The following is a 14,150-nucleotide window of genomic DNA, read 5'->3' as shown; positions in this document are numbered from 1 at the left end:
ACCCGAGCCACCGTGCACCCCTTCCGGCGTCACTACCGCGTGACTGATAATGCACATTATGTCAAGTAACGTCGAGAGGGGCGGCAGAAGCGCTCCCCGCTGACGCACGCCGCGCCTCCTCGGAGTTTCCTGGTCGCATGACGACCGACACGACCCCCACACCGCCCGACGACGCGCATCGCCGACCCCACGGGCTCGACGACGACACCGTCGCGGCGCTCGGCGAGCTCTCCGCCGCGCTCGAGATCGTCGAGCAGGCCCGTGGATTCCTCTACGGATTCCACCGACTGACCGGCAAGGCCGACCTCGCCCTCGGCGATGCCGTCGAGTCCCTGCGCCGAGCCGGGCACGACGAGATGGCCGACCTGCTGGACCGGGACCTCGTCGGTCGCAACGTCGTCGAGGGACGCTGGACGTACCAACTCGTCGAGGACTACGACGACGGCTACTACGCCGCGTTCCGCGACCATGAGAAGAACGTACGTGATTCCTTGGCGGACGGCAAGAAGCACCTCTTCGAGGCCGAGATGAAGGAGGCGCGGCGCAGCCACGGACGGCGCCATCACGAGGCGCTCCCCCGCGAGACCGCCGTCGACCTCGGGAGCAGCACGGACGGCGCGGTCGGCCCCTCCGCCTGAGAGGATGGTGCGATGACTCCTCCGCCGATCGACGGGCCCCGCATCGAGGCCGCCGTGCTCGAACTGCTCGCCGCGATCGGCGAGGACGTCGACCGGCCCGGGCTCGAGTCGACCCCCCGACGCGTGGCCGACGCCTACGCCGAGTTCTTCTCGGGGCTCACGGTCGACGCGGCCGAACTCGTCCGCCAGGCCACCGTCCCGGCCGAAGCGCACCAGCTGGGCGAGGTCGTGATCGTTCGCGACATCTCGTTCCGGTCGGTGTGCGAGCACCACCTGCTGCCCTTCGTCGGCGTCGCTCACGTGGCCTACGTCCCGGGCGAGACGATCGTCGGCTTGGGTGCGCTCCCCCGCGTGGTCGACGCGGTCGCCTCGCGCCCCCAGCTCCAGGAGCGGCTCGGCGAGGAGATCGCCGAGGCCGTGGAGACCGGCGCCCGCCCCGACGGCGTCCTCGTGGTGCTCGACGCCTCGCACGGATGCGTCACGACCCGGGGCCCCCGTCAGACGGGCAGCACGACGGTGACGCTCGCGAGCCGGGGCGTCCTGTCCACGCCGTCGGCGCGGGCCGAGGCGGTCGCCCTGATCGGCACCTCCCGTGGCTGAGGCGGCCGCTCCCTCCCCCGCGGCCGACCCCGCCGGATTCGCCGTGCCGCCCCTCCTCGTCCCCCGCCGTCGCATCGGGTCGCGGACCTTCGACTTCTCGCACCAGGTCGCCGTCATGGCGATCGTCAACCGCACGCCCGACTCGTTCTTCGACCGTGGCGCGACCTTCGCCCTCGACCGTGCCGTGCAGGCCGCCGTGGACGCGGCCGAGGCGGGCGCCGACTGGGTCGACATCGGGGGCGTCCCCTTCGCGCCCGGGCCCGAGCTGTCCGCCTCCGTCGAACTCGACCGGGTGCTGCCCGTGGTCGAGGCGCTCGCGAGCCGGTCCGACGTCGTCATCTCGGTCGACACCTTCCGCCCCGAGGTCGCCGAACGCGTCATCGGCGCCGGGGCGCACGTCGTCAACGACACCACGGGGCTCCACGATCCGCGCCTGGCCGACGTGGTCGCCGACAGCGAGGCCACGCTCGTCGTCACCCACAGCCTGGCGGCACCACGGCGTCCGCACCCCCGTCCGCACTACGGCGACGTCGTGGCCGAGGTCGTCGAGTTCCTCGCACGACGGGTCGACGTCGCCCGTGCCCACGGCGTGCCCGACGAGAGACTCGTCGTCGATCCGGGGCACGACCTGAACAAGACGACCCGGCACTCGCTCGAACTCACCCGGCGCCTGTCCGAGGTGGCGGCCCTGGGTCACCCGACGCTCGCCGCGGTGTCCAACAAGGACTTCGTCGGCGAGTCGCTCGGTCGCGACAAGCCCGACCGCCTGGCGGGCTCGCTCGCGGCGGCCACGGTGAGCGTGCTGCAGGGCGCACGCATCGTCCGCATGCACGACGTCCGGGCCAGCGTCGACGCCGTCCGGATGATCGAGGCGATCCTCGGCTGGCGGGACCCCCTCGTCGAGCGCCACAACCTCGACGAGGACGCCCTGTGACCCTGACCACCCTCGTGCAGCTGCACCCCGCTCCCCCGGTCGGCCGCGGCGCACTGACGATCGACGACCTCGTCGAGCTCCACCGGCCCCACGACCGGACGACGCCGTCCGTGCGGGCGAACTTCGTCGCCAGCGTCGACGGATCGGCGACGGCGGCCGGCAGGACGCGCGACCTGGGCGGGCCGGCCGACCTGCTCGTCTTCGATCTGCTGCGCCGACTCTGCGACGTGGTCGTGGTCGGGGCGGGCACGGTCCGCGACGAGGGCTACGGCCCGATGCGACTCGACGACGAGGCCGTCGCCTGGCGTCGAGCCGCGGGCCTGTCCGACCATCCCGTCTTCGCCGTGGTCTCGAGCGGACTCGGCCTCGACCCGGCGAGCGGCGTGTTCGCGGACGCCCCGGTCCGCCCCTTGGTGCTCACCCACGACGCGGCACCTCACGCGGCTCGGGCCCGACTCGACGAGGTCGCCGACGTCGTGTCGTGCGGTCGCGACCGGGTGGACCCGCGCCTCCTCGTCCGGGTCCTGGTCGAGCGAGGGCTTCCCCAGATCCACACCGAAGGAGGCCCGGCGTTGCTCGGCGACCTCGTCGCCGCCGACGTCGTCGACGAGCTGTGCCTCACCGTGTCGCCCAACCTCGAGGGCGGAGCCGGCCCGCGCATCGTCGCGGCCCGCGACGAGATGGCCCTGCGCGGCCTCGCCCTCGACCACGTCCTGGTGTCGGGCGACATGCTCCTCACGAAATGGTCGCGACGGCGCTAGGTCGCGACGGCGCTGGGTCGCGACGGCGCTGGGTCGCGGCCGCGCGACGCGAGGTCAGGAGGCGCGGGCTCCGCGGGCGATCAGCTCGCCTTCTCGCCGAAACCGCCTTCGATCAAGGCGATGAGGTCGTCCACGGCGGCCGCGGCGTCGGGACCGGTCGCCATGACGGCCACCGTCGAACCGACGCCCACGTTCAACCCCATGATGCGGAGCAGGCTCTTGGCGTCGACACCGTTCACCGTGACGTCGGCCTGGAACCGCGACGCGTGCGTGACGAGATCGGCGGCAGGACGGGCGTGCAGCCCCGACGCGTTGACGAGGACGGCCGAGCGCTCGACGGCGTCGCCACCTCGGAGGTCGCGCTCGTCGGCGTGCGCGTCGGCGACTCCGGTGGCCGTCCGAGCGGCCGCCGCCACGGCCTCGAGGTCTCCCCCGGTCTCGGCGGAGACGGCCGCGGCGACCGTTCCCTCGACCAGTGGCGCGTCGGCGATGAGCACCCGCCGCTTGTCGGCGTCGTCGAGGAAGTCGACGGCCGTCTCGCTCGTCAGGATGGCGGAACCGAGGTCGCAGAGCACGACCGCACCGCCGTCCCGCCCGGCCTCGGCCAGGGCGGCGGAGATCTTGTCGAAGCTGGTGCCGATGGACCCGTCGTCCGTCCCTCCGGCGGCCACGAGGGTGGTCGTGGGGGCCATCTGGCGAGCGAGGTCGACCACGCCCTCGGCGATCTTGACACTGTGCGAGACGACGACGATTCCGATGGTGGGCATGCTCAGGACTCCTTGCTCGAGCCGTCCGCGGCGTCGGCCGCGGCGGCGATGATGAGGGATGACGACTGCGCGCCGGGATCGCGATGACCCACGGCACGCTCGCCGAGGTAGCTGGCTCGGCCCTTGCGGGCGACGAGGGGTTCGGTCGAGGCGGCACCGGTCGCCGCGGCGTCCGCTGCGGCACGGAGGACGCCTGCGGGCGAGGCACCGTCCGCAGCTGCGGCGGCTGCTGCGTCGACGGCCGGGGTCCACGCGTCGATCATGGTCTTGTCGCCGACCTCGGCCTTGCCCCGCAGCACGACACCGTCGCGGGCCGCCGTCAGGAAGGCGACCAGAACCTCCGCGTCCAGCTCCGTGGCGTCGCCCAGGGCCGCCGACCCTTTCAGGTACGCCGTGCCCAGCAGGGGGCCCGACGCGCCGCCGACCGTCGAGATGAGCGTCGTGGCGACGAGTTTGAGGGCTGCTCCGGGCGTCGCGTCGGCGGGGAGGTCGGCGAGCCGGGCGCGCACGGCGGTGAAGCCGCGGGACAGGTTCTCGCCGTGGTCGCCGTCGCCGATCTGGCGGTCGAGTTCACTGAGGGCCGTGTGGTGGGCGGCGACGACGTCGGCCGTCCGGTCGATCCAGGCCCGGGTCCAGGTGGCGTCGAGTGTCATGCGGTGGTCGTTCCTCTCATCGTGCGGTGGTTCGGTGATGCGGCGCGGCGTGCCCTGCTCTCGGCATCCACGCGGACGCCTACCGGCCCCGGCGCAGGGCCGCGGTCTCGACCGGGGCGTCCCAGAGCTCGGCCAGCTCGTCGTCGAGGCGGGTCACCGTGATCGACATGCCCTGCATCTCGAGCGACGTGACGTACGAGCCGACGAGGCTGCGGTACACCTCGACGCCTCGCGCTTCGAGGGCCTCGGCCGCACGACGGTAGGCGATGTAGAGCTCGACGAGCGGCGTACCGCCCATGCCGTTGACGAAGAGCAGCACCCGTTCGCCAGAGGCGAGTCCCAGATCGTCGGTGACGGCGTCGAGCAACCGGTCGACGATGGCGTCGACCGGTTCGAGCGGGATGCGCTCCCGCCCCGGTTCGCCGTGGATGCCGATCCCGATCTCGACCTCGTCGTCGGCCAGCGTGAAGCTCGGCTCACCGGCATGGGGGACGGTGCCCGCCGTGAGGGCGACGCCCATCGACCTGGTCGCCGCGTTCGTGCGTCGAGCCACCTCGGCGACGGCGTCGAGCGAATCGCCCCGCTCGGCCGCGGCACCGGCGGTCTTCTCGACCACGACCGTGCCGGCGACGCCTCGGCGACCGGCGGTGTAGAGGGAGTCCTTGACCGCGACGTCGTCGTCGACCACCACCGAGCGCACCTGGATGCCCTCGGCCTCCACGAGGTCGGCAGCCGTCTCGAAGTTGAGGACGTCGCCCGTGTAGTTCTTGACGATGTAGAGGACGCCCGCTCCGGCGTCCACCGCCTGCGTGGCGGCGACGATCGGATCGGGCGTGGGCGACGTGAACATCGGACCCGGCACGGCGGCCGAGAGCATGCCGAAGCCGACGAACCCCGCGTGCAACGGTTCGTGACCGCTGCCGCCGCCGCTCACGATCGCGACCTTGCCGGCCACGGGAGCCGCCGATCGGCGGACGAACGTCGGGTCGTGCGAGACGACCACGAGGTCCGCATGAGCCGCGCCGAAGCCGGCCACGGCCTCGGCGACGACGTCGGACGGATCGTTGATGAGCTTCTTCATCGAAGTCCCTTTCTCGGCGCCGGGAACGGTGCTCTGGTGCACCAGGCTGCCGCTCAACCTACTCCCGGCACCCCCTGATGCACATATGTGCAATCACCGGATCTTTCCTTCTCATCACGTGTGATCACCGCACTAAGGTGTTGACACACGCTCACCGCGGGTGCACTGTCGCCCCGCCGTACGACAAGGAAGGTCGACGTGAACCTGGGATTGATTTTTCTTTCAGAAACGGTGGGCACCGCATTGCTGCTCACCCTCGGTGGCGGAGTCGTCGCCAACGTCGCCCTCACGAAGACGAAGGGCTTCAACGGCGGCACGCTCATGGTCAACTTCGGCTGGGGCCTCGCGGTCTTCGTCGGCATCCTGGCCTCGTACTCGTCCGGGGCGCACCTCAACCCGGCCGTCAGCATCGCCCAGCTGATCCTCGGCAACATCACGTTCGCCGCATTCCTCGTCTACGTCGCGGCGCAGATGGTCGGTGCGATCATCGGTGCGGTCGTCGTCTGGCTGGCCTACAAGCAGCACTTCGACGAGGAGCCCGACCCGGCCACCAAGCTCGGCGTGTTCTCGACCGGCCCGGCCATCCGCAACTACGGCTGGAACCTCGTCACCGAGATCATCGGCACCTTCGTGCTGGTCTTCACGATCATCGCCATCACCAACGGCGCCTCCCCGAACGCCGCGAACCTCGGCCCGCTCGGCGGCCTGGCCGTCGCACTCCTCGTGGTCGGCATCGGCGCCTCGCTCGGTGGTCCCACGGGCTACGCCATCAACCCGGCCCGCGACCTCGGCCCGCGCATCGCCCACGCCTTCCTGCCCATCAAGGGCAAGGGCGGCAGCGACTGGTCCTACGCCTGGGTGCCGGTCGTCGGCCCCCTCGTCGGCGGCGCCCTCGCGGCACTGCTGTCCTTCCCGCTCCTCCCCCTGGCCGCCTGACCCGGCGATCCGCTGATCGGCCGAGGCCGGCTCCCCCGCGCCGTCCGACGCCCATCGATCCACCCGCTCCCCGCAGAGGCTCGGGCCCGTCCGCTCCATTGGACCGACCCGGGCCTCCGTGCGAGCCGCATCCATCAACGACGAAGGAGTTCCACCCGTGAGCGACACCGACTACATCCTGGCCATCGACCAGGGAACGACCAGCACCCGCGCCATCATCTTCGACCACTCGGGCTCGATCGTGGCCACCGGCCAGAAAGAGCACGAGCAGATCTTCCCCCGTGCCGGCTGGGTCGAGCACGACCCCGCCGAGATCTGGGAGAACACCCGCGAGGTCATCGGTCAGGCCCTTTCCCGGGCCGACATCACGCGCCACAACATCAAGGCCGTCGGCATCACCAACCAGCGCGAGACCGCCGTGGTCTGGGACAAGACCACCGGCAAGGCCGTCTACAACGCCATCGTCTGGCAGGACACCCGCACGCAGTCCATCGTCGACCGCCTGGCCGCCGACGGTGGCGTCGAGCGCTTCAAGCCGATCGTCGGCCTGCCGCTCGCGACCTACTTCTCGGGCACGAAGGTCGTCTGGATCCTCGAGAACGTCGAGGGCGCCCGCGAGAAGGCCGAGGCGGGCGACCTGCTCTTCGGCACGACCGACACCTGGGTCCTCTGGAACCTCACCGGCGGCACCGACGGCGGCGTCCACGTCACCGACGTGACGAACGCCTCGCGCACCCTCTTCATGGACCTCGAGACACTCGAGTGGCGCGACGACATCCTCGAGGCCTTCGACGTGCCGAGGTCGATGCTCCCCGAGATCAAGAGCTCGTCCGAGGTCTACGGCACGGTCGAGGCCTCGAGCCTGCTGCGCGAGGTGCCCATCGCCGGCATCCTCGGCGACCAGCAGGCCGCCACCTTCGGCCAGGCCGCCTTCGACCAGGGCGAGTCGAAGAACACGTACGGTACCGGCAACTTCCTGATCTTCAACACGGGCGAAGAGATCGTCCACTCGAAGAACGGGTTGCTCACGACGCTCGGTTACAAGCTCGGCGACGCCGCACCCCACTACGCCCTCGAGGGGTCCATCGCGGTCACGGGTTCGCTGATCCAGTGGCTGCGCGACAACCTGGGCATGATCGGCTCCGCCCCCGAGGTCGAGGAGCTCGCCAAGACCGTCGAGGACAACGGCGGAGTGTACTTCGTGCCCGCCTTCTCGGGTCTGTTCGCGCCCTACTGGCGGTCCGACGCGCGTGGCGCCCTCGTCGGCCTCACCCGCTACGTCAACAAGGGCCACATCGCCCGCGCCGCCCTCGAGGCGACCGCGTTCCAGACCCGCGAGGTGCTCGACGCGGTCAACGCCGACTCCGGTGTCGACCTGACCGAGCTCAAGGTCGACGGTGGCATGACCGCCAACGACGCGCTCATGCAGTTCCAGGCCGACATCCTCGACGTCCCGGTCGTCCGTCCCGTGGTCGCCGAGACCACCGCGCTCGGAGCGGCCTACGCGGCCGGTCTCGCGGTCGGCTTCTGGGAGACCCTCGACGACCTCCGTGCCAACTGGCAGGAGGACAAGCGCTGGACGCCGAACATCGACGCCGACGAGCGTGACCGCACGCTGCGTCTCTGGAAGAAGGCCGTCACGAAGACCTTCGACTGGGTCGACGACGACGTCAACTGATCCTCCGCGCGAAGGGCCCGTCCGATCGGACGGGCCCTTCGTCGTCCGCCCGCCCGAGGACGAGGAGGCACGGTTCGTCTCAGGAGGCGCGGGTCGCCGCCACCCACTGGTCCAGTTTCGCGATCGCCGCCCCCGAGTCGACGGCGCGGGCCGCGACGTCCAGCTGCTCCCGGAAGCGGGCGAGGAGCGGCCGTTCGCGCTGGCCCGGGTCCGCGGCCAGCCCGTACGAGACCAGTCCGGCCGCCGCGTTGAGCAGCACGATGTCGCGGACGGGGCCGCGCTCCCCCGCCAGCACCTCGCGGGCGACGGCCGCGTTGTACGCCGCGTCGCCGCCGACGAGGTCGGAGATGCGCGCCCGCGGGATGCCCAACTCGAGCGGGTCGAGGTCGTGCTCGGTCACCGAGCCTCCGGTGACCTCCCAGATGTGGCTGTGACCGGTGGTGGTCAACTCGTCGAGGCCGTCGTCGCCGCGGAACACGAGCGCCGTGGCGCCCCGGGTCTGGAACACGCCCACGATCAGCGGCACCTTGTCGAGCGACGCGACGCCGACCGCACTCGCCTCGGGTCGTGCCGGGTTCACGAGGGGCCCCAGGAAGTTGAAGACCGTCGGGACGCCGATCTCACGCCGCACGGCGGCGGCGTTGCCGAAGCCCGGGTGGAAGGCGGCCGCGAAGGCGAAGGTCAGCCCGGCTTCGCGCAGGACCTCGGCCACACGGTCGGCGCCGATGGTCAGGTCGATGCCGAGGGCCGACAGGACGTCCGAGGAACCGGACGACGAACTCGCCGCCCGGTTGCCGTGCTTGATGACGGGCACGCCGGTGGCCGCCACGACGACGGAGGCCATGGTCGAGACGTTGACCGTCCCGAAACGGTCTCCGCCCGTGCCGACGATGTCGACGGCCATGCTGTCGACCGGCAGGGCCACGGCGTGGGCGAGGACGGCGTCGCGGAATCCCACGATCTCGTCCACCGTCTCCCCCTTGGCCCGCAGGGCCACGAGGAACGCCCCGAGCTGGGCCGGGGTGACGTCGCCGGTCATGACCTGCTCCATCGACCACGTCGCCTCGCTGATCGAGAGGTCGCGACCGACGAGGAGCGCGTCGATGATCAGGGGCCAGGTGAGCTCGGAGGTCATGCGCCCAGGCTACCGGCGGAGCACGGGCGGCTCCGATGTCTCGGCGTCAAGGGAAATTCCCGACCCGGGGTTTCGAGCGCAAACCCAAAGCGACTTACCAGGCATAATGGACCTCGTGACAAGTACCTCTCTCTCGAGACCTTCTGGCGGCCCCGTCGTCAATCGACCCAGCACGGTTGCCGTGGGCACCATCGTGTGGCTCGGCAGCGAGGTCATGTTCTTCGCCGGCCTCTTCGCGATCTACTTCACGCTCCGCTCGACGTCTCCGGGCCTGTGGGCCGACCAGACGGCGCTGCACAACGTGCCGTTCGCGCTGACCAACACCATCACCCTGGTGCTGTCCTCGGTCGCCTGCCAGTTCGGCGTGTTCGCGGCCGAGCGCATGCAGCCGCACCGTACCGGCCGCCTGTTCCAGGTCGGCCGCTGGGGCATGGTCGAGTGGTTCTTCCTCACCTACGCCATGGGCGCGGTCTTCGTCTGCGGCCAGGTGTTCGAGTACGCGACGCTGATCTCCGAGCACGTCACCCTCAGCTCGAGCGCCTACGGCTCGGCGTTCTACATGACGACCGGCTTCCACGGCGCGCATGTCATCGGTGGCCTCATCGCCTTCCTGCTCACCATCGGTCGTGCCTACGCAGTCAAGAACTTCGGGCACAAAGAGGCCACGACGGCCATCGTCGTGTCGTACTACTGGCACTTCGTCGACGTCGTCTGGATCGGCCTCTTCATCGTCATCTACCTCCTCAAATAGGCATTGGATCGTCTGCACAGCATGTTCTCCAGAACCTCGTCCTCCCGACGCACCAAGAAGGCCGGCCGTCGCGGCCCCGTCGCCACCGCCTCCCTCCTGCTCGTCGGTCTGCTCACCACGGGCGGTGCCTACGCGCTCTTCTCCTCGACCGCCTCGGCAGACGAGAGCAGCGCCACCGCCACGTCGCAGCAGAGCATCGACGAGGGTCAGAAGCTCTTCGCCTCGAACTGTGCGACCTGCCACGGTCTGAGCGCCGCCGGCACCGACAGCGGTCCCAGCCTGATCGGCGTCGGGGCGGCCTCGGTCGACTTCCAGGTCGGCACCGGTCGCATGCCCATGGCCGTGAACGGTCCCCAGGCCGAACAGAAGCCCACGCAGTTCTCCGACGAGCAGGTCGCCGCCATGGCCGCCTACGTCGCCTCCCTCGCCCCGGGTCCGGCCATCCCCGACGAGTCGCTGCTCCAGGCCGACGGCGACACGACCAACGGCGCCGAGCTGTTCCGCATCAACTGCGCCATGTGCCACAACGTGGCCGGTGCGGGTGGCGCGCTCACCCAGGGCAAGTTCGCCCCCGCACTCGACGGCGTCACCGCCCACCACATCTACGAGGCCATGCAGACGGGCCCGCAGAACATGCCGGTCTTCAACGACCTCAACCTGTCGCCCCAAGACAAGGCCGACATCATCACGTACCTCAAGTACGTCGAGAACAACCCGTCGCCGGGTGGATTCGAGCTCGGGAGCCTCGGCCCCGTCGCCGAAGGTCTCTTCATCTGGATCTTCGGGCTCGGTGCGATCGTCGCGATCACCATCTGGCTGACCGCCCGGTCGAACTGACCCGCGTTCTCTCCGTACTTCACGAAAGGCAGAATCAATGGCAGAGCACGACGACGAGGCCCCCACGGCGGGCTCGGCTGTCGAGAAGCGCGAGCCTCGACAGGTCTCGGCCGGCACGGCGGTCGTGACGTCCGACGTGTTCCAGAACCCGGGTGAACCGCCCCACCGCGACCGCGTCACCGACATCGACCCCAAGGTCGAGAAGCGTGCGGAGCGTCAGGTCAGCCTGTTCTTCTTCCTGTCGATCGTCGGCAGCATCGCGGCCATCGGCGCGTACGTGGCCTTCCCGATCACGTCAGGTGACTCCGGCTCGGTCCGCCTGAACAACCTGTTCCTGGGCCTCGGGATCGCCCTCGGTCTGTTGTCCGTCGGAATCGGTGCGGTGCACTGGTCCAAGACCCTCATGCCGGCGCGAGAGATCACCGAGATGCGCCACGACACGCGTGGCTCCGAGCCGACGCGTGAGAAGGCCGTCGAGGTCTTCGCACTGGGCAACCACGAGAGCGGCTTCGGTCGTCGTTCGCTGATCCGCAACAGCCTGATCGGCGCTCTCGTCGCGACGCCCCTCCCCGCCGTGGTGCTGTTCCGCGACCTCGCACCTGCGGAAGACCCCAACGCGGTCCTCCGCCACACCTTGTGGGAAGAAGGCATGCACCTCGCCGCCGACCCCTCCGGGACCCGCATCAAGGCGTCGGACGTCACCCTCGGTTCCGTGTTCCACGTCATCCCCGAGAACCTCAACGAATCAGAACACCTGCTCGAAGAGAAAGCCAAAGCGGCCGTCCTTCTCATGCGCCTGAAGCCGGAAGACCTCAACCCGGCCGAGGGACGCGAAGACTGGCAGTACGACGGAATCGTCGCCTACTCGAAGATCTGCACGCACGTCGGGTGCCCCGTGGCCCTCTACGAACAGCAGACACACCACCTGCTCTGCCCCTGCCACCAGTCCACGTTCGACGTGACGAACAACTGCGAAGTCATCTTCGGGCCCGCCAAGCGCCCCCTGCCGCAGCTGCCCATCACTGTCGACGCCGACGGGTACCTCGTCGCGCAGAGCGACTTCCACGAACCTGTGGGCCCGAGCTTCTGGGAGCGCGAAAAGTGATCACCACCACCCCGGCACACGGTGCCGAACCGGCCACGTCCGAGAACATCGGCAAGGCCCCTGCCTTCGCACCGACGAAGACGAACAAATTCCTCGGCGCGACGGCCAACTACATCGACGAGCGCACGAGCATGTCCGGCTTGGTCAAAGAGGTGGGTCGAAAGATCTTCCCTGACCACTGGTCGTTCATGTTGGGCGAGGTCGCTCTCTACTCGTTCGTCGTGATCCTGCTCTCGGGCACGTTCCTCACGTTCTTCTTCCAGCCCTCGATGGCTGAGGTCAACTACAACGGTTCGTACGTTCCGCTCAAGGGCCTCAACATGTCGGCGGCCATGGCCTCGACGCTCGACATCTCGTTCGACATCCGTGGCGGCCTCCTGTTCCGCCAGATCCACCACTGGGCCGCACTGCTGTTCGTGGCCGCGATCATGCTGCACATGCTGCGCGTCTACTTCACCGGCGCGTTCCGCAAGCCCCGCGAGATCAACTGGGTCGTGGGCTTCACGCTCTGGATCCTCGCGATGGCCGAGGGCTTCACCGGGTACTCGCTTCCCGACGACCTCCTCTCCGGCAACGGTGCCCGCATCATCGACGGCATGATCAAGGGCATCCCCGTGATCGGCGTCTGGATCTCGTACCTCGTGTTCGGTGGAGAGTTCCCGGGTACCGACATGGTCGGCCGGTTCTACTCGCTGCACATCATGCTGCTCCCCGCACTGTTGATCGCCCTCCTGGGCGTGCACCTGCTGTTGCTCATCATCAACAAGCACACGCAGTTCGCCGGCCCCGGCAAGACGAACCAGAACGTCGTGGGCGTGCCCGTCATGCCCGTGTTCGCGGCGAAGGCCGGTGGATTCTTCTTCATCGTCTTCGGCGTCATCGTGTTGATCGCCTCGCTGTTCACGATCAACCCCATCTGGAACTACGGCCCGTACGACCCCTCCCCCGTGTCGGCAGGTACGCAACCCGACTGGTACATCGGTTTCGCCGACGGCGCCCTCCGACTCGTTCCTCCGGGCTGGGAGTTCGTCGCCTTCGGTTACACGGTCTCCATGAACATCCTCGTGCCGATCACGGTCCTGGGTCTCTTCATCGTCGTCGTCCTGCTGTACCCGTTCTTCGAGGCCTGGGTGACCGGCGACAAGCGCGAGCACCACATCCTCGACCGGCCTCGCAACGCTCCGACGCGCACCGCGATCGGCGCCGCCGGCATCGTGTTCTACGCCAGCCTCTGGGCAGCGGCGAGCTCCGACATCATGGCGACGCACTTCCACCTGTCGTTGAACTACGTCATCCACGCGTGCCAGGCAGCCCTGATCATCGGGCCCTTCATCGCCTTCTGGGTCACGAAGCGGGTCTGCCTCGCCCTTCAGAAGAAGGACCGTGAGATCGCCCTCCACGGCTACGAGTCGGGACGCATCGTTCGCCTGCCGGGTGGTGAGTACATCGAGGTGCACGAGCAGCTCGACGAGTACGAGCGCTGGCGCTTGCTCGACTTCAACGAGTACGAGCCCCTCATGGTCCGACCGAACGCCAACGGCAAGATCACCGCTCTGCAGCGGGCCCGAGCATCAGCGTCGTCGTTCTTCTTCGAGGACCGCATCGCCCCGGTGAAGCGTTCCGAGATCGAGGCATCGCACCACGACGAAGGACACTGACCTTCGTTAGCCCCTGGGCCCGGTCGCACATCGTGTGCGGCCGGGCCTTCGGCGTTCCCGGGGTGGCGAACGGCAGTTCAGTCGGCCCACGCTCGCGCAGCCGACGAGTCCAACCGTTGGGTGAGATGGGATCTCCGGCGACAACCCTCTGGACGTCATCGGATCGAGTGTCGAGACGCCGCGACAGCATCTCCCTCAGAACCGTCGAGGCTGAGACATCCCGGCCGACCGCACGAGCGGGCCTCCTCCGAAGGATGCTGCGTGGTACCTGACTATGATGACTCCTCCAGTCCTGCACGGAGTTGAAACAGTGATCCCGGCCACGGTGATCGGGACATCACCGCGGCCTGCGGCCAGCTTCTCAGCCACGACGTCACACCCTCGGTTGAGCGCACGTCACGGTCGGCAGTGGCGATCACCGCCCGGATTCTCGACCTCGTGTGCTCCCTGTGCCCACTCCACGCGAGCCCTCAGGATGACTCTGGCTCCGCCCACCACTCGCTCCGGGCGCTGAGGACCGAAGTCAGCTCCGTCGAGGGGCGTGCTCACCATCCCCAGCTGGCGACCGCGTGAGTCCGTCACGATCGACCACAGACGCGCTGTCGTCCCCAGCGAC

Annotated in this window: 14 protein-coding genes; 10 read left to right on the top strand and 4 right to left on the bottom strand. The window is 69.2% G+C overall.

Translation table 11 applies throughout. From position 1 onward, the window contains the following. Positions 1-137 precede the first annotated feature (137 nt). From QRN23_RS09630 to QRN23_RS09615, 4 genes are read left to right on the top strand one after another with little or no spacing between them, the layout of a single operon-like run. A complete protein-coding gene (locus tag QRN23_RS09630) occupies positions 138-638 on the top strand; it encodes a hypothetical protein (RefSeq protein ID WP_200412196.1) in 501 nt (166 codons plus the stop codon). A gap of 12 nt (positions 639-650) precedes the next feature. Continuing rightward, a complete protein-coding gene (gene folE / locus QRN23_RS09625) occupies positions 651-1,238 on the top strand; it encodes a GTP cyclohydrolase I (RefSeq protein ID WP_123570028.1) in 588 nt (195 codons plus the stop codon). Next, positions 1,231-2,172, top strand: coding sequence for a dihydropteroate synthase (gene folP, locus QRN23_RS09620; protein ID WP_285063411.1), 942 nt, complete (start codon positions 1,231-1,233; stop codon positions 2,170-2,172). The genes folE and folP overlap by 8 nt, the downstream gene beginning before the upstream one ends. Further along, complete coding sequence (locus tag QRN23_RS09615) at positions 2,169-2,933, top strand: pyrimidine reductase family protein (RefSeq protein WP_285063410.1); 765 nt, start codon at positions 2,169-2,171, stop codon at positions 2,931-2,933. The genes folP and QRN23_RS09615 overlap by 4 nt, the downstream gene beginning before the upstream one ends. A gap of 80 nt (positions 2,934-3,013) precedes the next feature. On the opposite strand, the gene dhaM is transcribed toward QRN23_RS09615, so the two are convergent. The 3 genes from dhaM to dhaK all read right to left on the bottom strand — a co-directional run bounded on the left by dhaM (position 3,014) and on the right by dhaK (position 5,434). Next, complete coding sequence (gene dhaM / locus QRN23_RS09610) at positions 3,014-3,700, bottom strand: dihydroxyacetone kinase phosphoryl donor subunit DhaM (RefSeq protein WP_285063407.1); 687 nt, start codon at positions 3,698-3,700, stop codon at positions 3,014-3,016. 2 nt (positions 3,701-3,702) lie between these two features. Further along, on the bottom strand, positions 3,703-4,353 hold the full coding sequence (gene dhaL / locus QRN23_RS09605; RefSeq protein ID WP_285063404.1) for a dihydroxyacetone kinase subunit DhaL: 651 nt from the start codon (positions 4,351-4,353) through the stop codon (positions 3,703-3,705). A 79-nt stretch (positions 4,354-4,432) separates the two neighbouring features. Beyond that, on the bottom strand, positions 4,433-5,434 hold the full coding sequence (gene dhaK / locus QRN23_RS09600; RefSeq protein ID WP_056045061.1) for a dihydroxyacetone kinase subunit DhaK: 1,002 nt from the start codon (positions 5,432-5,434) through the stop codon (positions 4,433-4,435). 198 nt (positions 5,435-5,632) lie between these two features. On the opposite strand from dhaK, the gene QRN23_RS09595 reads away from it, so the two are divergent. Together QRN23_RS09595 and glpK are read left to right on the top strand one after the other, a co-directional pair. Continuing rightward, positions 5,633-6,370 carry an MIP/aquaporin family protein gene (locus QRN23_RS09595; RefSeq protein WP_123517649.1) on the top strand — a complete coding sequence of 246 codons (738 nt, stop codon included), beginning with the start codon at positions 5,633-5,635 and terminating at the stop codon, positions 6,368-6,370. Between the two features lie 157 nt (positions 6,371-6,527). Further along, positions 6,528-8,048: a glycerol kinase GlpK gene (gene glpK / locus QRN23_RS09590; RefSeq protein WP_056045060.1), complete on the top strand. Its 1,521-nt coding sequence runs from the start codon at positions 6,528-6,530 to the stop codon at positions 8,046-8,048. Between the two features lie 79 nt (positions 8,049-8,127). On the opposite strand, the gene trpD is transcribed toward glpK, so the two are convergent. Further along, entirely contained in the window at positions 8,128-9,183 is a 1,056-nt protein-coding gene (trpD, locus tag QRN23_RS09585; RefSeq protein WP_123570026.1) for an anthranilate phosphoribosyltransferase, read from the bottom strand. Positions 9,184-9,289: 106 nt separating this feature from the next. Between trpD and ctaE the strand changes: the two genes are divergently transcribed. From ctaE to qcrB, 4 genes are read left to right on the top strand one after another with little or no spacing between them, the layout of a single operon-like run. Next, entirely contained in the window at positions 9,290-9,934 is a 645-nt protein-coding gene (gene ctaE / locus QRN23_RS09580) for an aa3-type cytochrome oxidase subunit III (protein ID WP_082460212.1), read from the top strand. Positions 9,935-9,955: 21 nt separating this feature from the next. Further along, positions 9,956-10,771 carry a cytochrome bc1 complex diheme cytochrome c subunit gene (gene qcrC / locus QRN23_RS09575; protein ID WP_056045057.1) on the top strand — a complete coding sequence of 272 codons (816 nt, stop codon included), beginning with the start codon at positions 9,956-9,958 and terminating at the stop codon, positions 10,769-10,771. 37 nt (positions 10,772-10,808) lie between these two features. Next, on the top strand, positions 10,809-11,876 hold the full coding sequence (gene qcrA, locus QRN23_RS09570; protein WP_043594939.1) for a cytochrome bc1 complex Rieske iron-sulfur subunit: 1,068 nt from the start codon (positions 10,809-10,811) through the stop codon (positions 11,874-11,876). A gap of 47 nt (positions 11,877-11,923) precedes the next feature. After that, positions 11,924-13,534, top strand: a complete 1,611-nt coding sequence (gene qcrB, locus QRN23_RS09565; protein ID WP_043595069.1) for a cytochrome bc1 complex cytochrome b subunit — start codon at positions 11,924-11,926, stop codon at positions 13,532-13,534. The last annotated feature ends 616 nt before the right edge of the window (positions 13,535-14,150 follow it).

Origin of the sequence: Frigoribacterium sp. ME-P-080 (genome assembly GCF_030209595.1) — a bacterium.
Lineage (GTDB): Bacteria > Actinomycetota > Actinomycetes > Actinomycetales > Microbacteriaceae > Frigoribacterium.
The sequence above is the reverse complement of the archived record's forward strand: the minus strand, read 5'-3'. Positions and strand labels throughout refer to the sequence as shown.

Excerpts from the sequence above, each read along its gene's own strand:
- QRN23_RS09630 (WP_200412196.1), top strand. The coding sequence starts at position 138 with ATGACGACCGACACGACCCCCACACCGCCCGACGACGCGCATCGCCGA.
- folE (WP_123570028.1), top strand. The coding sequence starts at position 651 with ATGACTCCTCCGCCGATCGACGGGCCCCGCATCGAGGCCGCCGTGCTC.
- dhaM (WP_285063407.1), bottom strand. The coding sequence starts at position 3,700 with ATGCCCACCATCGGAATCGTCGTCGTCTCGCACAGTGTCAAGATCGCC.
- dhaL (WP_285063404.1), bottom strand. The coding sequence starts at position 4,353 with ATGACACTCGACGCCACCTGGACCCGGGCCTGGATCGACCGGACGGCC.
- dhaK (WP_056045061.1), bottom strand. The coding sequence starts at position 5,434 with ATGAAGAAGCTCATCAACGATCCGTCCGACGTCGTCGCCGAGGCCGTG.
- trpD (WP_123570026.1), bottom strand. The coding sequence starts at position 9,183 with ATGACCTCCGAGCTCACCTGGCCCCTGATCATCGACGCGCTCCTCGTC.
- ctaE (WP_082460212.1), top strand. The coding sequence starts at position 9,290 with ATGGACCTCGTGACAAGTACCTCTCTCTCGAGACCTTCTGGCGGCCCC.
- qcrC (WP_056045057.1), top strand. The coding sequence starts at position 9,956 with ATGTTCTCCAGAACCTCGTCCTCCCGACGCACCAAGAAGGCCGGCCGT.
- qcrA (WP_043594939.1), top strand. The coding sequence starts at position 10,809 with ATGGCAGAGCACGACGACGAGGCCCCCACGGCGGGCTCGGCTGTCGAG.